At 71.1% G+C, this 18,419-nt stretch carries 17 protein-coding genes and 1 tRNA gene; 7 read left to right on the forward strand and 11 right to left on the reverse strand.

Annotated features, from left to right (window positions below; genetic code table 11):
• Positions 1-125: 125 nt before the first annotated feature.
• From ACPXCS_RS04640 to ACPXCS_RS04665, 6 genes are read left to right on the forward strand one after another with little or no spacing between them, the layout of a single operon-like run.
• Positions 126-905, forward strand: coding sequence for a DUF881 domain-containing protein (locus ACPXCS_RS04640; protein ID WP_425944285.1), 780 nt, complete (start codon positions 126-128; stop codon positions 903-905).
• A 24-nt stretch (positions 906-929) separates the two neighbouring features.
• Entirely contained in the window at positions 930-1,607 is a 678-nt protein-coding gene (locus tag ACPXCS_RS04645) for a class E sortase (RefSeq protein WP_425944283.1), read from the forward strand.
• 17 nt (positions 1,608-1,624) lie between these two features.
• On the forward strand, positions 1,625-1,822 hold the full coding sequence (locus ACPXCS_RS04650) for a hypothetical protein (protein WP_179272487.1): 198 nt from the start codon (positions 1,625-1,627) through the stop codon (positions 1,820-1,822).
• Positions 1,819-2,457: an aminodeoxychorismate/anthranilate synthase component II gene (locus ACPXCS_RS04655; RefSeq protein WP_425944281.1), complete on the forward strand. Its 639-nt coding sequence runs from the start codon at positions 1,819-1,821 to the stop codon at positions 2,455-2,457. The genes ACPXCS_RS04650 and ACPXCS_RS04655 overlap by 4 nt, the downstream gene beginning before the upstream one ends.
• The gene (locus ACPXCS_RS04660) at positions 2,454-3,725 is read left to right on the forward strand and encodes a class E sortase (protein ID WP_425944279.1); all 1,272 of its coding nucleotides are present in this window, start codon (positions 2,454-2,456) and stop codon (positions 3,723-3,725) included. The genes ACPXCS_RS04655 and ACPXCS_RS04660 overlap by 4 nt, the downstream gene beginning before the upstream one ends.
• A 13-nt stretch (positions 3,726-3,738) precedes the next feature.
• A complete protein-coding gene (locus ACPXCS_RS04665) occupies positions 3,739-4,488 on the forward strand; it encodes a class E sortase (protein ID WP_425944277.1) in 750 nt (249 codons plus the stop codon).
• A 162-nt stretch (positions 4,489-4,650) separates the two neighbouring features.
• Here the strand turns inward: ACPXCS_RS04665 and ACPXCS_RS04670 are convergent, their stop codons facing one another.
• From ACPXCS_RS04670 to ACPXCS_RS04700, 7 genes are all read right to left on the reverse strand, one after another.
• Positions 4,651-5,058 (reverse strand): hypothetical protein, encoded by a 408-nt coding sequence (locus tag ACPXCS_RS04670; protein ID WP_425944275.1) that lies wholly within the window; start codon positions 5,056-5,058, stop codon positions 4,651-4,653.
• A 161-nt stretch (positions 5,059-5,219) separates the two neighbouring features.
• Positions 5,220-7,238 (reverse strand): Stk1 family PASTA domain-containing Ser/Thr kinase, encoded by a 2,019-nt coding sequence (pknB, locus tag ACPXCS_RS04675; protein WP_425944273.1) that lies wholly within the window; start codon positions 7,236-7,238, stop codon positions 5,220-5,222.
• Positions 7,239-7,407: 169 nt separating this feature from the next.
• A complete protein-coding gene (locus ACPXCS_RS04680; protein WP_425944271.1) occupies positions 7,408-8,886 on the reverse strand; it encodes a peptidoglycan D,D-transpeptidase FtsI family protein in 1,479 nt (492 codons plus the stop codon).
• Positions 8,883-10,325 carry an FtsW/RodA/SpoVE family cell cycle protein gene (locus ACPXCS_RS04685; protein WP_425944269.1) on the reverse strand — a complete coding sequence of 481 codons (1,443 nt, stop codon included), beginning with the start codon at positions 10,323-10,325 and terminating at the stop codon, positions 8,883-8,885. The genes ACPXCS_RS04680 and ACPXCS_RS04685 overlap by 4 nt, the downstream gene beginning before the upstream one ends.
• 27 nt (positions 10,326-10,352) lie before the next feature.
• Positions 10,353-11,900, reverse strand: coding sequence for a Stp1/IreP family PP2C-type Ser/Thr phosphatase (locus ACPXCS_RS04690; RefSeq protein ID WP_425944267.1), 1,548 nt, complete (start codon positions 11,898-11,900; stop codon positions 10,353-10,355).
• A gap of 132 nt (positions 11,901-12,032) precedes the next feature.
• Complete coding sequence (locus tag ACPXCS_RS04695) at positions 12,033-12,542, reverse strand: FHA domain-containing protein FhaB/FipA (RefSeq protein WP_425944265.1); 510 nt, start codon at positions 12,540-12,542, stop codon at positions 12,033-12,035.
• Positions 12,543-12,552: 10 nt separating this feature from the next.
• Entirely contained in the window at positions 12,553-13,407 is an 855-nt protein-coding gene (locus ACPXCS_RS04700; RefSeq protein ID WP_425944263.1) for an FhaA domain-containing protein, read from the reverse strand.
• A 471-nt stretch (positions 13,408-13,878) separates the two neighbouring features.
• Here ACPXCS_RS04700 and ACPXCS_RS04705 point away from each other — a divergent pair.
• Positions 13,879-13,962: transfer RNA gene (locus ACPXCS_RS04705), tRNA-Leu, on the forward strand.
• A gap of 124 nt (positions 13,963-14,086) precedes the next feature.
• Here ACPXCS_RS04705 and ACPXCS_RS04710 read toward each other — a convergent pair.
• The 4 genes from ACPXCS_RS04710 to ACPXCS_RS04725 all read right to left on the reverse strand — a co-directional run bounded on the left by ACPXCS_RS04710 (position 14,087) and on the right by ACPXCS_RS04725 (position 18,268).
• Positions 14,087-14,422: a hypothetical protein gene (locus ACPXCS_RS04710; RefSeq protein ID WP_425944261.1), complete on the reverse strand. Its 336-nt coding sequence runs from the start codon at positions 14,420-14,422 to the stop codon at positions 14,087-14,089.
• Positions 14,423-14,673: 251 nt separating this feature from the next.
• A complete protein-coding gene (locus ACPXCS_RS04715) occupies positions 14,674-15,207 on the reverse strand; it encodes a winged helix-turn-helix transcriptional regulator (protein WP_425944259.1) in 534 nt (177 codons plus the stop codon).
• 140 nt (positions 15,208-15,347) lie between these two features.
• Entirely contained in the window at positions 15,348-17,549 is a 2,202-nt protein-coding gene (locus tag ACPXCS_RS04720) for an FtsX-like permease family protein (protein WP_425944257.1), read from the reverse strand.
• Positions 17,543-18,268 (reverse strand): ABC transporter ATP-binding protein, encoded by a 726-nt coding sequence (locus ACPXCS_RS04725; RefSeq protein WP_425944255.1) that lies wholly within the window; start codon positions 18,266-18,268, stop codon positions 17,543-17,545. Before ACPXCS_RS04725 ends, ACPXCS_RS04720 begins: the two co-directional genes overlap by 7 nt.
• Positions 18,269-18,419 lie beyond the last annotated feature (151 nt).

The following is an 18,419-nucleotide window of genomic DNA, read 5'->3' on the forward strand; positions in this document are numbered from 1 at the left end:
TCGATGCGCTGCGTGGCCGCGCAGGTAACTGGGTCGGTCTCGGGGCAGCGTGAGGGGACTCCGAATGCTCCCCCGGGCGTCCGTTAGCGTAGTGCTTCCGCCGCGCCGAAGGAGATAAGGGTACGTTGAGCAATTCTGCCGACTCCCCCGGGACGGGATCCACCCCTGGGCGCGCGCGCCGTTTCCGGCCCGTGCGGATTCTCACGGCGGCCGTCTTCGCTCTGGCCGGGCTGATCTTCTTCACCAGCTTCGACACCGCCAAGGGCACCAACATCCGCTCGGACACCTCGCTGCTGAAACTGTCCGACCTCATCCAGGAACGCAGCCGGGAGAACGGTGAGCTGGACGAGACGAACGGGGCCCTGCGCAAGGACATAGAGGCGCTCGCCGAGCGGGACGACGGTTCCACCGAGGCGGAGGACGAGAAGCTGGCCGCCCTGGAAAAGCGGGCGGGCACCCAGAAGCTCACGGGCGAGTCGCTCACGGTCACGCTCAACGACGCCCCGCCGGACGCCACCGCCAAGCTGCCCGGCTACCCCGAGCCGCAGCCCGACTACCTGGTCATCCACCAGCAGGACCTGCAGGCGGTGGTGAACGCGCTGTGGCAGGGCGGGGCCAAGGGCATCAAGGTCATGGACCAGCGGCTGATCTCCACGAGCGCCGTGCGCTGCGTCGGCAACACGCTGATCCTCCAGGGCCGCGTCTACTCGCCCCCGTACAAGATCACCGCGGTCGGCGACCCCGGGAAGCTGCAGCAGGCGCTCGCGGCATCCCCGGCGATCCAGAACTACATGGTCTACGTCAATGTCTACGGGCTCGGATGGAAAGTCGAGGAGAACGGCCCGGTGACTCTGCCCGGCTACTCGGGCACAGTGGATCTGCACTACGCGAAGCCCGTGGAGTAGCAGCCCAGGCCGGGGGAGCCGCCGGTGCGCGTGATCGTCAGGGCCCTCAGCGAACTGTGCGTCACCGTCGGCGGCCTCATCCTGTTGTTCGTCGTCTACGTGCTGTTCTGGACCGGCGTGCAGGCCGACGGCGTCATGGACGACCAGATCGACCTGCTCCGGAAGGAGTGGTCCCAGCCCCGCCCGCCGAGCGGCGGCCCCGCAACCGCCCCCGAGGAACCGAAGCCCTACCTCCGGGGCAGGCCCTTCGCGATCATGTACATCCCACGGCTTGGTTTCACGTGGAACAAGCCGGTGCTGGAGGGCACGGCCACCTCCACCCTGAAGAAAGGGCTCGGGCACTACGCGGAGACCGCCCGACTCGGGCAGCGGGGGAACTTCGCGGTCGCCGGTCACCGCCGTACCCACGGCGACCCCTTCAAGGACTTTCCCAGGCTGCGGCGCGGGGACGCGGTGGTGCTGACCGACGGCACGACGTGGTTCACGTACCGGATCGACAAGGGCCCGTACAAAACAGTGCCCTCGGACATCGAGGTGATCGACCCTGTCCCCCGTACTTCCGGGTACACGCGTCCGGGCCGGTATCTGACGCTGACCACGTGCGAACCCGAGTGGGGGCACAGTCACCGGCTGATCGCCTGGGCGCACCTGGACTCCACCCAGCCTGTGGAGGCCGGGAAACCTGAGGCGCTGCGCCGTTAGTCTGGTGGCTGTACGGCGTGGGTCTGGTGCCGTGGTACGACGGAAGGGACGGCATGTACGGCTGGATCTGGCGGCATCTGCCGGGGAACACGTGGGTGAAGGCAGTGATCTCGCTCGCCCTGGTCGTGGCCGTGGTCTACGTCCTCTTCCAGTACGTCTTCCCGTGGGCGGAACCGCTGCTGCCCTTCAACGATGTGACGGTGGACAACCAGTGAGCGCGCGCATTCTCGTCGTCGACAACTACGACAGCTTCGTCTTCAACCTGGTCCAGTACCTGTACCAGCTGGGCGCCGAGTGCGAGGTCCTGCGCAACGACGAGGTCTCGACGGCACACGCCCAGGACGGCTTCGACGGGGTTCTGCTCTCCCCGGGCCCCGGGACGCCGGAGCAGGCCGGGGTGTGCGTGGAGATGGTCCGGCACTGCGCCGCGACCGGTGTCCCGGTCTTCGGCGTCTGCCTGGGCATGCAGTCGATGCAGGTGGCGTACGGCGGTGTGGTGGACCGTGCGCCGGAGCTGCTGCACGGCAAGACCTCGCTGGTCGAGCACAGCGGCGGGGGCGTCTTCGCGGGCCTGCCGTCGCCCTTCACGGCGACCCGCTACCACTCCCTGGCGGCCGAGCCGGCGACGGTCCCGGCCGAGCTGGAGGTCACGGCCCGGACCCACGACGGCATCGTCATGGGCCTCAGGCACCGCGAACTGCCGGTCGAGGGCGTGCAGTTCCATCCCGAGTCGGTGCTGACCGAGCACGGGCACCGGATGCTGGCCAACTGGCTGGTGGAGTGCGGCGACCAGGGCGCGGTGGCGAGGTCGGCCGGGCTCGCCCCGGTGGTGGGCAGGGCCACGGCGTGACCGCGCTGCGCCCCGAGCGCGAGTCCGACACCTCGTACGGGCAGCAGTCGTACGGGGTGCCGGGCGCGTCGGAGGACTGGTCGGGCGGGGCGTACGGCTCGGCTCCGCGGCCGGGACGGCAGCAGCACACACCGCCGTACCCGCAGGAGGCGCAGACCTACCCGCCGGGGCCGCAGCCCCAGCGGTACACGCCGGGGCCCGAGCCCCAGCCCTATGCACCGGGGCCCGAGCCCCAGCCGTACGCGCCGGGGCCGCAGTCCTCCGGGCCGGGGCCGGATCCGGAGCCGTATGAGGGGTCGTACGGAGCCGGCGCCGGGGAGTCCTTCCTGCCGCCCGTCGACGAGGAGACGGTGGCGCTGCGGATACCGGATCCGCCGCTCGGGGAGGACGACCCCGTACCGGGCTCTGGGGCCTCCTCACGCGCCCGGCAGGACGGTCCCGCCCCCGGTGGCCGTGCGGCCCGCAGAAAGGCCGCCAAGCGCCGTCACGGGCGTCATGGGGGTGCCGCCGAGGCCCCCACGGCCCCTGCGGACCGGGAGGGGGGCCGGGCGCCGCTGTCCCGGGTCGAGGCGCGGCGCCGGGCGCGGGCGAGCAAGCCGGGCGCGGCGGTCGTGGCCAGCCGGGCCATCGGCGAGGTGTTCATCACCACCGGCGTGCTGATGCTGCTGTTCGTCACCTACCAGCTGTGGTGGACGAACGTCCGGGCCCACGCCCAGGCCGGCCAGGAGGCCAGCAGCCTGCAGAACGACTGGGCGAGCGGCAAGCGCAACCCGGGTGTCTTCGAGCCGGGGCAGGGCTTCGCCATCCTGCACATCCCGAAGCTGGACGTGGTGGTGCCGATCGCGGAGGGCACCAGCAGCAAGGGCGTGCTCGACCGGGGCATGGTCGGGCACTACGCCGAGGGCGCGCTGAAGACGGCGATGCCCGGTGACAAGACCGGCAACTTCGGGCTCGCGGGGCACCGCAACACCCACGGCGAACCGTTCCGCTACATCAACAAGCTCGCTCCGGGCGATCCGATCGTCGTGGAGACGCAGGACGAGTACTACGTCTACAAGATGGCCTCGATCCTGCCGGTGACGTCGCCGAGCAACACGAGCGTCCTGAATCCGATCCCCACGGGGTCGGGGTTCACCAAGCCCGGCCGCTACATCACGCTGACCACGTGCACGCCGGAGTTCACCAGCAAGTACCGGATGATCGTCTGGGGCAAGATGGTCGAGGAACGGCCGCGCAGCAAGGGCAAGCCGGATGCGCTCGTCAATTAAGGGCAGATGACCAGTGGCAGCGACCACCGACACGGAGCACGAAGAGCACACCGGCGCGGCCTCCCGGCCGCCTGCGGCACGCCGCCGGCCCGGCCCGATCGCCAGGGCGGTCAGCTTCTTCGGGGAACTTCTCATCACCGCGGGCCTGGTCCTCGGCCTGTTCGTCGTCTACTCGCTGTGGTGGACGAACGTCGTCGCGGACCGCGCGGCCGGCAAGCAGGCGGACCGCGTCCGTGACGACTGGGCGCACGGCCGGGGCGGACCGGGCGCGCTGGACACTAAGGACGGCATCGGCTTCCTGCACGTGCCGACGATGAGCGGCGGCGAGGTCCTGGTCGAGAAGGGCACCACGAACAAGATCCTCAACGACGGTGTCGCGGGGTACTACACCGATCCCGTCAAGGCGACGCTGCCGATGTCGGGGAAGAAGGGCAACTTCTCCCTCGCCGCCCACCGCGACGGCCACGGCGCCAAGTTCCACGACATCGACAAGATCGAGAAGGGCGACCCGATCGTCTTCGAGACGAAGGACAAGTGGTACGTCTACAAGGTGTACGGCATCCTCCCCGAGACGTCGAAGTACAACGTCAAGGTGCTCTCGGACGTCCCGAAGGAGTCCGGCAGGAAGAAGCCGGGCCACTACATCACGCTGACGACGTGCACGCCGCTGTACACGAGCACCTACCGGTACGTCGTCTGGGGCGAACTGGAGCGCGTCGAGAAGGTCGACGAGGACCGGACACCGCCGAAGGAACTCGACTGACTGCTCACGTCGCGGGGGGCAGCCGTCTCGTCGGAGAGGCCCGACGCCGCAGCTTGCTCTGTGGCGCCGGGCCTTTGTCGCGGTTCACGCGACTGATTCTCCAGGCTGTGAGGTCCGAAGCGGAGTCAGAGGACCGCGCTTTCGGTCACTGCCCCCTGTTCGTCAGCTCCACTCGACGCAGGAGTTCAGCTTCGTGTTGCCTTCGAACCGGGCCACCTCTGCGCCCACGTCGAAAATGCCGTAATCATCGTTGGCAGTGGTGGGAGCGTACTGGTGGTCCCCCTTACCACCCGTAGCCTTGTGCCACGGCCAGTAATGGATCTTCCCATTGTGCTGCTTGGACAGGAAACGGATGCGAGCGTGGTGGTCATCCGCAAGGATGTCCGTGATGTGCCACTCGAGCTTGAGCGAGGTCACCGGGCCATCGAACTTAGGTATGTAGATGAAGCCCTCTGCGCCCTTGGTCGTGCAACCCGGGCTCACAGCCGCCGCCTGAGCGGGACTGGTGGTCAGGGTCCCGATCAGCATGGCGGTCGCCGCCACACCAAGTATCTGCGCTGCCTTCTTCACGCATGTCCCCCTACGAATGGTCTGTGAGCACGGTCAGAGCTCACGAGTGATTTGCGTGCACATGATAACTGGCTGGTGATCAGGAAGCGCGTGCATATAGGTGAGGGCTCCCGGTACACCCTGAAGGGGACCGGGAGCCCTCACTTGCAAGCGATGTGCTGTCAGTCGCCGCCGTTGAGGCCGCCGAAGATGCCGCCGTTGTTGCCGCCGCCCTGGTTGCCGCCGTTGTTGCCGCCGAAGCCGACGGTCTGGAGCGTCACCGTGGTGCCGCCCGGGTTGTCGACCTCCTGGTTGCCCTGGGGGTCCTGGCCGGTGACAAGGGCGTTGTCGTTCTGGTCGCTGCCGTTCGCGAACTGGATGTTCGTGAAGCCGGCCGCCGCCAGGGCCTGCTTGGCCTGGCCGACGGTCTGGCCGACGACCTGGGGTACGCGCGTCTTCTGCTGCTGCTTCTTCTTGCCGATCTGGATGGTGACCGACGAGTTCTTGTCGACGGAGGTGCCGGCCTGCGGCGTGGTCTGGATGACCTTGCCGACCTGGTTGTCGTCCTCGGTCTCGACCTCGGTGCAGTTGCCGACCAGGTTGCTGGCCTGCATCTGCTGCTTGGCCGCGTCACAGCTCTGGCCGAGGACGTCGGGGACGGTGGCCCTCGCCGCCTCCTTGGCGACGGTCAGCGTGATCGTGGAACCCTTCTCCTGCTCCGTATCACCATTGGGGTCCTGCTTGGTGACCACGCCAGGAGTGCGGTCCGACTCCTCGGTCTTCTGCTCGACCTGGAACCCCTTGTCCTCGAGTTCGGCCTTGGCCTTCTCGTAGGTCAGGCCCGTGACGTCCGGCACCGTCACCTTGGGCGCGCCCGTCGACACCACCAGGGCGATCGTCTCGCCCTTCTTCACGTCCGTGCCGGCCGTCGGGTTCTGGGAGCAGACGTTGCCCTTGGCCTGGTTCTCGCAGGGCTTCTTCGAGAAGGTCAGTTCCAGGTCGGAGTTGGTCGCCAGTTTGCGGGCGTTCTGTTCGGTCTCGCCCACGAAGTTCGGTGCCGGCAGGGTGTCGTCGCCCGAGCCGCTGTTGCCGCTGACCGCCCAGCGCCCGATCAGGATCGCGCCGACCAGGACGAGGACGCCCGCCACCACCAGCAGGATCGTGGAGGTGTTGGACTTACGCTGCTGCCCGCGGCGCCGGTCGGGGCGGTCGTCGTAGCCGTAGCCGCCGTCGTCCGGGTTCATGGGGGGCAGCATCGACGTGGCGCCGGCGCCGGAGTCCGCGCGCAGGGCCGTGGTCGGCTGGTCGTCCGGGTAGCCGCCGTACCCCACCGAACCCATCGCGGCCGTCGCCGCGACCGGCTGGCCGTCGAGGCAGGCCTCGATGTCGGCGCGCATCTCGTCGGCCGACTGGTAGCGGTAGTCGGGGTCCTTGACGAGCGCCTTCAGCACGATCGCGTCCATCTCGGGCGTGATCTCGGGGTCGAAGACGGACGGGGCCTGGGCCTCTTCCCGCACGTGCTGGTACGCGACGGCCACCGGGGAGTCGCCGACGAAGGGCGGGCGGACCGTCAGCAGCTCGTAGAGCAGGCAGCCCGTGGAGTAGAGGTCCGAGCGGGCGTCCACCTGCTCGCCCTTGGCCTGCTCCGGGGAGAGGTACTGGGCGGTGCCGATGACGGCCGCGGTCTGGGTCATCGTCATGCCGGAGTCGCCCATGGCGCGGGCGATGCCGAAGTCCATCACCTTGACCTGGCCGTTGCGCGTCAGCATGACGTTCGCGGGCTTGATGTCACGGTGGACGATGCCGTTGCGGTGGGCGTACTCCAGGCCCTGCAGGATGCCGATGGTCATCTCCATGGCCCGCTCCGGCAGCAGCTTGCGGCCGGAGTGGAGAAGCTCACGGAGGGTCGAGCCGTCCACGTACTCCATGACGATGTACGGGATCGACACGTTGTCGATGTAGTCCTCGCCCGTGTCGTAGACCGCGACGATCGCGGGATGGTTGAGCGAGGCGGCCGACTGGGCCTCCCGGCGGAACCGGGCCTGGAAGGAAGGGTCGCGCGCGAGATCCGCGCGCAGCGTCTTCACCGCCACGGTGCGGCCGAGGCGGGTGTCATGCGCGAGGTAGACCTCCGCCATGCCACCACGCCCGAGCACCTGGCCCAGTTCGTACCGGCCGCCGAGGCGACGCGGCTCTTCCATAGCTACCTACCAGCCCTCTCCGTCGGTCCCGACCGGCACGCTTGTACGGTCGGAGGCTGCCGTCCGGGCCTACCGTACCCGGCTCGCTTTGTGTGACCTGGCCAAGCCCGTCAGCCGATACAGGACCGGTATCGCAACGTGCACCGATGTGAAGCAGACGTGAGCGGGGTCACTTCTTGCCGTTGATGACCGCCTCCATCACGCCCTTCGCGATCGGTGCCGCGAGGCCGCCGCCGGAGATGTCGTCCCGCACGGCGTTGTCGTCCTCGACGACCACCGCCACGGCGACCGGTGCGCTGCCGTCGGCGTTCTTGGCGTAGGAGATGAACCACGCGTAGGGGTTCTCGCTGTTGTCCACGCCGTGCTGGGCGGTACCGGTCTTGCCGCCCACCTTCACGCCGTCGATCTTGGCGTTGGAGCCGGTGCCCTTGTCGACGACCGTCTCCATCATCGACTGGAGGATCTGGGCGTTCTCCGCGGACAGCGGCTGGCTCAGCTCCTCCGGGTCGGTCTTCTCGATCGGGTCCAGGCCGGGCGACTGGAGCTCGTCGACCATGTACGGCTTCATCAGCTTGCCGTCGTTGGCGACGGCCGAGGCCACCATGGCCATCTGCAGCGGCGTCGCGGCGGTGTTGAACTGGCCGATGGAGGACAGCGCGGTCTGCGAGGGGTTCATGTCGTCTGAGAAGACCGAGGCGTTGGCCCGGACCGGCGTGAACTGCTCCTCGCCGAAGCCGAACTCCTGGGCCTCCTTCAGCATCTTCTCGTTGCCGAGGTCGGCGCCGATCTTGCCGAAGACCGTGTTGCAGGAGTACTGGAGCGCCACCCGCAGCGTCGCGTTCTTGCAGGGGATGTTGCCCTCGTTGGGCAGCCTGGTGGTGGTGCCCTCCATGACCCACGGGTCGGGCGAGTCCGTCTTCGCGTCCGGGTCCGTGTACAGGCCGTTCTCCAGGGCCGCGGCCGCGGTGACCACCTTGAAGGTGGAGCCGGGCGGGTACGTCTCGCGCAGCGCCCGGTTGAGCATCGGGTCGTCGGCGTTGTTCTTCTTCTGGAGCTTCTGCCAGGCCTTGGAGTCCGTCGTCGTGGAGTTGCCGGCGAAGGACGACGGGTCGTACGACGGGTAGGAGGCCAGCGCCAGGATCTTGCCCGTCGACGGCTCGAGCGCGACGACCGCGCCCTTGCCGCCCTGCTTCTTCAGACCGTTGAACGCGGCCTTCTGCGCGGCGGCGTTGAGCGTCGTGACGACGTTCCCGCCGCCCTGCTTCTCGCCGGTGAGCATGTCGAGGGTGTTGCGGAAGAACAGCCGGTCGTCGTTGCCGGTGAGGATGCCGTCCTCGATGGACTCCAGCTGCGTGGCGCCGAAGGCCTGGGAGGCGTACCCGGTGACCGGCGCCCACATCGGGCCGTCCTTGTAGGTTCGCTTGAACTTGAAGTCGCTGCCCGACGTCTCGGCCGAGCCGGTGATCGGCTTGCCGCCGACGATGATGTCGCCGCGCGGCGCCGCGTACCGCTCGATGATGACGCGGCGGTTCTTGGGGTCGGTCCTCAGCTCGTCGGCCTGGACGTACTGGATCCAGTTGTCGCGGATCAGCAGTGCCAGCACGAGCAGGCCGCAGAAGATCGCGATCCGGCGCAGGGGCTTGTTCATGACGGGCGGACCACCTGGGTCATCTCGGCGTCGGGGTTGGCGGCGGGAGCGGGGGCCGGGCGTCGGGCGGTGTCGCTGATGCGCAGCAGGATGCCGATCAGCGCCCAGTTGGCGATCACGGACGAACCGCCGTAGGCCACGAACGGCAGCGTCATACCGGTCAGCGGGATGAGGCCCATGACACCGCCGGCCACCACGAAGACCTGGAGGCCGAAGGCGCCGGACAGGCCGATGGCCAGCAGCTTGCCGAACGGGTCGCGGGCCGCGAGCGCGGTGCGCACGCCCCGCTCGATGATCAGGCCGTACAGCAGCAGGATCGCCATGACGCCGGCCAGCCCGAGTTCCTCGCCGAAGGTGGCGAGGATGAAGTCGGAGTTGGCGGCGAAGCCGATGAGGTCGGAGTTGCCCTGCCCGAGGCCGGTGCCGAGCGTGCCGCCGGAGCCGAAGGCCCACAGCGCCTGCATGGCCTGCTCGGAGTGGACGACACCGTCCTGGACGCCCGCCCGGGAGAGCTCGAACTCGCGCATCGGGTCGAGCCAGGCCTGCACACGCGTCTGGATGTGCGGCTCGAAGCTCGCCACGCTGACGGCGCCGACCGCGGACATCAGCAGACCGAAGACGATCCAGCTGGTCCGCTCGGTGGCGACGTACAGCATGATGACGAACATGCCGAAGAACAGCAGGGAGGTACCGAGGTCGGTCTCGAAGACCAGGATGAGGATCGAGATCACCCAGACCACGAGGATCGGACCGAGGTCGCGGCCGCGCGGCAGGTACAGGCCCATGAAGCGGCGGCTGGCCAGGGCGAGCGCGTCCCGTTTGACCATGAGGTAGCCGGCGAAGAAGACCGCGAGCACGATCTTGGCGAACTCACCGGGCTGCAGCGTGCCGAGACCGGGGATCTTGATCCAGATCTTGGCGCCGTAGATGTTCGCGCCGAGGCCCGGCACGAGCGGCAGGATCAGCAGGAACAGCGCACCCGCCATGGAGATGTACGTGTAGCGCTGCAGGACGCGGTGGTCTTTGAGGAAGATCAGCACGACCGCCAGCAGCGCGACGCCCATCGCCGAGTACAGCAGCTGGCGCGGCGCGGCCTCGGCGTAGTTGCTGAGCCGCTTGGACTGGTCCAGGCGCCAGATGACGACCAGCCCGAGTCCGTTCAGCAGCGTCGCCAGCGGCAGCATCAGCGGGTCCGCGTACGGTGCGAACTTCCGGACGACGAGGTGGCCGACGCCGGCCAGCAGGCCGAGTCCGAGACCGTAGCTCAGCAGGCCCGGCGGGACCGAGTCGTTGATGGCCAGCCCGACGTTGGCGTAGGCGAACACCGGGATGACGACGGCGAACACCAGCAGGGCCAGCTCGGTGTTGCGGCGGCTCGGGGCGCCGATCGCGCCGATGGTGGACGTGTGGTGCGTCGGCGAGTTGGAAGTACTGCTCATCGTGTGACGGGGCCTCTCACGGCTTGCCTACTGCTTACCGCACAGCGAGACGACCTTCTGCTCTTCCTCCGAGAGGCTGGGGCCGGGGCTGGGAGTGGGTGCGGTCGTGGTCGGGGGCGTGGACTTCTCAGGCGCCGACGGCGAGCCCGACGGGTTCGACGGGTTCGGCGTCGGTGTGGCCTTGGACGTGAAGGAGGCGGGAGTGGTTCCCGTGGTGCCCCCGGCCTCACCTTCGCCGGTCCTGGCGTTGTTGCTCTCGGCTTCGCGCCGCTGCGCCTCCTTCTTGCACGCGGAGGCCTGCACCGACAGTTCCTCGATCTTCGCCCGGGCGTTCTTCAGGTCGCCCTCGGCGATCGTCCCCTTGACCAGCTTCTGCTGGTAGGGCGGGAGGTACTTGAGTTCGATCTCGGGGTGGTCCTTCTCGACCTTCGACAGCGACACCCACGCCAGGTCCTGGCTGATGCCGCGGTACAGCGCGACGTGCTCGTCCTGGGCGCCGACGTAGTACTGGGTCTGCGTCCAGCGCCAGCCGCCGTACAGGCCGCCGCCGACGACGGCGAGGGCCAGGACGCCGTAGACGGACCTCTTCAGCCAGCGGCCCTTCCTGCGGGGCTTGGTGAAGTCGCCGTCGTCGTAGTCGAAGCCGGCCGCGGGGATGTAGCCGGTGGTGTCGCCGGAGCCGGGCGGGCCGAACTCGCCACCTCCGCCGCCCTGCCCCTGCCGGCCGAGCCCGGAGGCGCGGCCGGCGGGGGTCTGCATGATGCCGTTGTCGTGCAGCTGGTGCTGGTTCTCGGCGACGGCGCCGACCACGACCGGGGTGTCGGAGAGCTGGCCCGCGAGGGTGTCGCCGGTGTCCAGGTCGAGGACGTCGGCCACGATGACCGTGATGTTGTCCGGGCCGCCGCCGCGCAGCGCCAGCTCGATCAGGTTCTGGACGGTCTCCTGGGGGCCCTGGTAGCTGGCGAGGGTGTCCTCCAGCGTCTGGTGGGACACCACGCCGGACAGGCCGTCGGAGCAGATCAGGTAGCGGTCGCCGGCGCGGACCTCGCGGATCGACAGGTCGGGCTCGACGTGGTCGCCGGAGCCGAGGGCGCGCATCAGCAGCGAGCGCTGCGGGTGCGTGGTCGCCTCCTCCTCGGTGATGCGGCCCTCGTCGACCAGGCGCTGCACCCAGGTGTGGTCCTGGGTGATCTGCGTGAGGACGCCGTCGCGGAGCAGGTACGCGCGGGAGTCGCCGACGTGCACCAGGCCGAGCCGCTGACCGGTCCACAGCAGGGCGGTGAGGGTGGTCCCCATGCCCTCCAGCTGCGGGTCGTCCTCGACCATGGAGCGCAGCTGGTCGTTGGCGCGCTGCACCGCCGTGCCGAGCGAGGTGAGGATGTCGGAGCCGGGGACGTCGTCGTCGAGGGCGACGATGGTGGAGATGGCCTCGGAGGAGGCGACCTCACCGGCGGCGGCGCCGCCCATGCCGTCGGCGATGGCGAGCAGGCGCGGGCCGGCGTACCCGGAGTCCTCGTTGCCCTCCCGGATCATGCCCTTGTGCGATCCGGCCGCGAAGCGCAGTGACAGACTCATGCGCACCTCGCCTGTCGGCTCCGGGTACAGCCGGTCGTGTCGAGCCACACTGCCCACCCTCCGGTCGGGAGCGCGCCGGGGCCCGGGGTGGGGCCCGCCACTGCGTGCTCGCTCCGCTCGCTCATTGTCGTACTACTTCCGCAGCTCGATGACGGTCTTGCCGATGCGGATCGGCGCGCCCGGGGCAATCGGTGTGGGAGTCGTCAGCCGGGTCCGGTCCAGGTACGTGCCGTTGGTGGAGCCGAGGTCCTCGACGATCCACTGGCCGTCGCGGTCCGGGTAGATCCTGGCATGACGGCTGGAGGCGTAGTCGTCGTCCAGCACGATCGTCGAGTCGTGGGCCCGGCCCAGGGTGATGGTCTGGCCCTGGAGCGCGACCGTCGTGCCGGTGAGGGTGCCCTCGGTCACGACCAGCTTGGTGGGGGCGTTACGGCCGCGCCGGCCGCCGCCGGACTGCTGGCGCTGCGGTGGCGGCGCCTGGCGGGCGGCCTGCTGCTGGCGTCCGGCCTCGCGGCGCGATCCGCGCTGGGTGACCCGCGTGCCGAACAGGTCGCTCCGGATGACCTGCACGGCCACGATCACGAACAGCCACAGTACGGCCAGGAAACCCAGCCGCATGACCGTGAGGGTCAGCTCTGACATTGCCCCCGCTTCACCCTTCGGCTTGCCGGTAAATGATGGTGGTGCTGCCCACGACGATCCGCGAGCCGTCGCGGAGCGTAGCGCGGGTGGTGTGCTGCCCGTCCACCACGATGCCGTTGGTGGATCCGAGATCCTGGATCGTCGAGGGCGTTCCGGTCCGGATCTCGCAGTGCCGGCGGGAGACGCCGGGGTCGTCGATCCGCACGTCGGCGTCGGTACTGCGGCCCAGCACCAGCGTCGGACGGGAGATCTGATGGCGGGTGCCGTTGATCTCGATCCAGTGGCGGGTGCGGCCGCCGGCGGCCGGGGGCCGCTGGGCGCCCGCGGCGGGCGGGTAGCCGTAACCGCCGGGACGGCCGCCGGGCGGCGGCGCGGCCGGCATGGGCGGGGCACCGGCGGGCGAGGCGGCCGGCGGGTAGCCGTAACCGCCGGGGCGGCCGGCCGGGGCTGCGGGCGCGGCGCCGCCCCCCGGGCCGCCCTGCTGGCTGCTGGAGGAGGCGAGCGTACGGCTGCGCACCCGGTACAGGCCGGTGTCGAGGTCGTCCGCCTTCTCCAGGTGCACCTTGATCGGGCCCATGAAGGTGTAGCGCTGCTGCTTGGCGTAGTCGCGCACCATGCCGGCGAGCTCGTCGCCGAGCTGGCCGGAGTAGGGGCTGAGCCGCTCGAAGTCGGGCGTGCTCAGCTCGACGATGAAGTCGTTGGGGACGACCGTGCGGTCGCGGTTCCAGATGGTGGCGTTGTTGTCACACTCGCGCTGGAGCGCTCCCGCGATCTCCACGGGCTGGACCTCGGACTTGAACACCTTGGCGAAGGTGCCGTTGACCAGACCTTCGAGACGCTGCTCGAACTTCTTCAGGACTCCCATGGGGCACCTCCTCCGTCGCTGCCGTCCTGTGTACAGCCCTGCGGGCCACTTGCCTGGTACTGCTTACTGATCGTATCCACGCGCCGGTCGATCGGCTGGTTCCCCCTGTCAGGCCGGCCGACGGGTGTCGACGCATGACGAAGTTCCCTGTGGAGCTCCTCTTCGAACTCCTACCGGGGTACTGCCGCGCGCAACCGCTTCAGGTACTCCCGCCATGGATCGTAGAGGCGGCCGGAGACCAGTGTCCCGCACCCGGCTGTGGACCCGGACCCCCTCGTGGGGGTGAGCGGCTACCGGTACGAGGTTGATACGTGAAGCGGCACGCGTTGATACGTGGCGGGGCCACGGAAGGTTCGCCGGGGCCGTTGCCGGGGGCAGGAACGGATGTGAATCCACCCCGTCCAGCGTGCTAATGTTCTGGGTGTCGGAAGGCGCCAGCCCCAAGGGGCCGGAGCCCAGGACACACCCAATGCGCGGGTGGCGGAATAGGCAGACGCGCTGGATTCAGGTTCCAGTGCCCGCAAGGGCGTGGGGGTTCAACTCCCCCCTCGCGCACAGAGGGATCGGGCCCCTGCGGTGACGGAAGTCACCGCAGGGGCCCGATTCTCGTTTCCAAGATCGCTGTGAGGCATCCCACAGCCTTCCGTGAGCGTTCTCCCGGCCCGGCCCGTGAGCTATCTCACGGGCCGGGCCGAGGACTGTTCCCGCGCTCCTTCGCGACCTCCGCCAGGGCCTGCTCCATGTGGGCGCGGAGCAGCTGCGGGGCGCGGCACGCGACGCCGCCGAGGTTGTAGCCGGCCGGCGAACTGTTGGTGTACCCGGGGTGGGTGCCCTCGAAGGTGACGTCCTCGGTGGCCGCGTTGCCGAACACGACGGGCCGGCCGAAGGCCGCCAGGAGGCCCGTCACGGAGGAGCGGAAGGAGCCGCCGACGGAGTCCAGGACGACCACGGTCTCGCCGGGGGCGAGGTGCCCGGCGGAGGTGAGCACGCCGAGGGCGGTGGTGACGTTGCACACGGAGCCGGCCGCCGACGCGCTGTCCAGCGCGGCGAGTTCGCCGTCCAGCCGGACCGCGTGCCCGGCGTCGACGGCGACGATCTCGGCGTTGCCGCCGCCCAGTTCATGCCCGCCCTGGACTTCTCCATTCCATCCTCAGCGTCGCGCTGCCCGCGCTCGGCGACTACTGCGACGCCGAGCGCGTCAAGGAGCCCGCCGACGGGTGACGCCGGTGGTGTCGCCGGTCGGCGGGTGGCGATGCCGGTGGCGTGTCAGGCCTGCTCGGAGCCGTCGTCGCCCAGGGGGCGTCCGGTGCCGAAGCGGGCCCGCACGACCGGGTCGCCGAGCAGGCGGTCCGGGTAGCCCGGGCCGGTGCGCGCGGTCAGGTCCCGCTGGTGCAGGGTCTCGCCGCAGTGGGAGCAGACGACCCGGGCCTCGGTGTCGTGGCCGCAGGGCGTGTGGTGCAGGACGACCGGGGCGCCCGCGTCGCCGGCCAGCCAGCGGTCGCCCCAGGCGCTGAGCGCGGCGAGCACGCCGAAGAAGTCGCGGCCCTTGTCCGTGAGCAGGTACGCGTGGCGGACCGGTTCGCTCTGGTACGCCCGCCGCTCGACCAGGCCCTCGGCCTCCAGGCGGCGCAGCCGGTCGGTGAGGGTGTTGCGGGCGATGCCGAGCGTGCCGATGAAGCCGTCGAAGCGGGACTCGCCGTAGAAGAGTTCGCGCAGCACCAGCAGGGTCCAGGCGTCGCCGAGGAGGTCGGCGGTGCGGGCGATCGAGCAGGGCCAGTCGCCGAACGAGGTGCGTCGCATGGGCTCCACTGTAGGACGGTTCGCCCGGTCGGTCTCATGATGAGATCGACCGGGGGCCGTCGCAGGGCGCACCGAGGGCATCGAGCGGCGGGTCCGCCCCGGCATCGATCGGTGGGTCCGCCCGCCAGGGCCCCGGCCGCTCACTCGCGGGTCCCGGTCGGGTCCACCGCCCTGCGGCGCAGGGTGAGCGCGGCGGGGACGACCGCGCAGGTCACGGCGAGCAGCGCGCAAGCGGCCGCCGTCGTGCCCAGGGCCTGCCACGGGACGGCGACGACGGGCGGCGCCGACAGCAGGGCGAGGGCGGCCGCCAACCCGGCCAGGTGGACGCCGGTGACCAGCAGGCCGAGGACCGCACCCGCCGCCACGACCGTCAGGGCCTCGGCCGCGGTCAGCCGCAGCACCTGCCCGCGCGTGGCCCCGGCCAGCCGCAGCGCGGCCAGGTCGCGGACCCGGTCGGACTGGCCCATGACGGTGGTGCTGGCCACCGAGATGCCCGTGTACAGCAGCGCGATGCCGAGGACCAGCCAGAGCCCCAGGCGGGTGGCGCGTTCGGTCCCGGGGCGGGTGTCGCGCAGCCAGGCGTCCCGGCTGAGGACCCGGCCGGTGCCGGCCGCGGCGCGCAGGCCGGCGGCCACGGCCCGCGGGTCCGCGCCCCGGGCCAGGGCCACGTCGACCCGGTCGGTCGCGGCGCCCGGGGCGTTGCGCGGGGTGACGTGGACGCCGTTGTCGCCGGTGCCCGTCGTCATGACCGCGGCGATGCGCAGGGTCCGCCGGGTCCCGTCGCCGAGCCAGACCCGGACGCGCTCGCCGACCCGGTGCCGCTGCCATTCCTCGTTGACGATGATCGAGTCGTCGTCGAGGTCGCCGGTCCGGCCCGCGGCGAGGGGCAGACGGGCGGTGGCGGCCAGGGCCTCGGGGTCGGCGGCCCGGGCCTCGGAGCGGATCAGGGCCACGCCGTCCTCCAGCACGTGCACGGCCGTCGTGCGCGAGGGCGACACGACGGTGCCCGGGACCGCCCGCAGCCGCCGCAGGGCCGCCGCGTCGAAGCCCGTGCCGTCGGCGGGGGTCACGACGAACGCGGCGGCGGTGCGCTCGCGCGCCTCGGCCGCCCCGGCCCGTTCCAGGGTCGCCGTCGTGCCGAGGAGGCAGCCCGCGAGGGCGACCGTGACCAGGACGGGGGCGGCGAGCGCGGCGGCACGGCGGGCCCCGGCGGCGGTGCTCTCACGCACGAGCAGGGCGCACACGCCCGGCAGGCGGGTGAGCAGCCCGACCAGGGGGCGCACCCACAGCGGGGCGAGCAGCGCGGCCGCCGTGATCAGCAGCATGGGGCGGCTGACGTAGGTCTTGCGGTGGAGCAGGTCGCCCGGGTCGCCGGTCAGCGACAGGGCCAGCGTGACGGCGGCGGTGAGCAGCAGGGCCGTGCCGCACAGCAGGCGGCCCCGGGTGATCCGGCCGCGGTCCGCCGACGCCTCGCGCAGGGCCTCGGCGGGGGCCGTGCGCCCTGCCCGCCAGGAGGCCGCGGCCGCGCCGCACAGGGCGACGGACAGGCCGGTCCAGAACGCCGCGTGGCGGGGCCAGGCGTGGTCCCCGACGGTGAACCAGTGCGGGGCCAGGCCCTCCTCGGCCACCCGGGCCGCCAGCAGCGGTGCCACGTGGGAGCCCAGGGCGCAGCCGGCGGCCGAGGCGAGGACGCCGACGGCCAGGGCCTCGAGGAGGACGGTGCGGCGGATCTGGCCCGGGGTGGCCCCGGCCGTGCGCAGCAGCGCGAACTCCCGGCGCCGCTGGGCCACCGCGAAGGCGAACGTCGACGCCACGACGAAGACCGACACGAAGGCGCTGACCCCGCCCGCGGTGCCGAACAGGGCGTTCATGGCGGTGAGCGCCTCACGGTCCCGCTCCGGGCCGGGGCCGGTGAGACGGCGCGCGGTTCCGGTGAGGACCCGGGCGCCGCCGCCCACCACCTCCCGCACGGCCGCCGGGTCGGCCTCGACGCCCAGCCGGTGGACGCCGGTGCCCGGCCGGTGGACGCCGGTGCCCGACCGGTCCACGACCACCGGGCCCAGCTTCCGCAGTCGTTCCACGGTCGCCGCCGGGATGGGACGGGGGTGGGCGAGCCGGGCCGTGCGCTCCCCGGCCGGGGTCGGCACCCGCAGGGTGTCCTGGCTCGTGACCACGACCCGTGCGGCGGCGAACCGCTCGGGCGCACGCTGCGGAGCGGACACCGACGAGGCCAGGGCCAGCCCCGTGACCGTGAGCAGGGCCACGCCCAGGGCGAGCGCGACGAAGCTGCCCGTGAAGGCGGTCCAGCGGGTGCGCAGGGTGCGCAGGGCGACGCTCAGCACGGCACGGCCTCCAGCCGGGTCATGCGCGCGGCGACGGTGCCGGCGTCGGCACCGGTCAGCTCCGCGCCGACCCGGCCGTCCACGAGGAAGACCACGCGGTCGGCGTGCGCGGCGGCCACCGGATCGTGCGTCACCATGACGACCGTCTGGCCCTCGCGGTCGACCATGCCGCGCAGCAGTCCGAGCACCTCCCGGCCGGTGCGGGTGTCCAGGGCGCCGGTCGGTTCGTCGCCGAAGAGCACCGCCGGGCGGGTGACCAACGCCCGTGCCAGGGCGACGCGTTGCTGCTGCCCGCCGGAGAGCTCCCCGGGCCTGTGCCGGCCCCGGTCGGCGAGTCCCACCTGCTCCAGCGCCTGACGCACCCGGGCCTTCGGCACGCGGCGGCCCGCCAGGCGCAGGGGCAGGGCCACGTTCTGCTCGGCGGTCAGGGCGGGCAGCAGGTTGAACGCCTGGAAGACGAACCCGATCCGTTCGCGGCGCAGCAGCGTCAGGCGCCGCTCGCTCAGCCCGGTCAGTTCGGTGCCGCCGACGGTGACCGAGCCGGCATCCGGCCGGTCCAGGCCGGCGGCGCACTGCAGCAGCGTGGACTTGCCGGAGCCGGACGGTCCCATCACGGCGGTGAAGCTCCCGGCGGGCAGCGCCAGGGAGACCCCGTCGAGGGCGGTCACCGCCCCGTACCTCCTGGTGACCGCGTCCAGCCGGACGGCGTCGTGCGTCATGGATCCCCCTGTGTGTTCCGCCCCGTGGGGCGTCGCTCGTGGCGCCCGGTGGCGGGGCTCGGTGCCGGTTTTCCGTGTCGCCCCAGAGAACCCGGCGGGAGCGGGCCGGCGCAGTGCGGCGGGACCTACACCTGGGGTAGGGCCAGGCCTA

Origin of the sequence: Streptomyces sp. DT190, assembly GCF_049846985.1 — a bacterium.
Classification (GTDB): domain Bacteria; phylum Actinomycetota; class Actinomycetes; order Streptomycetales; family Streptomycetaceae; genus Streptomyces.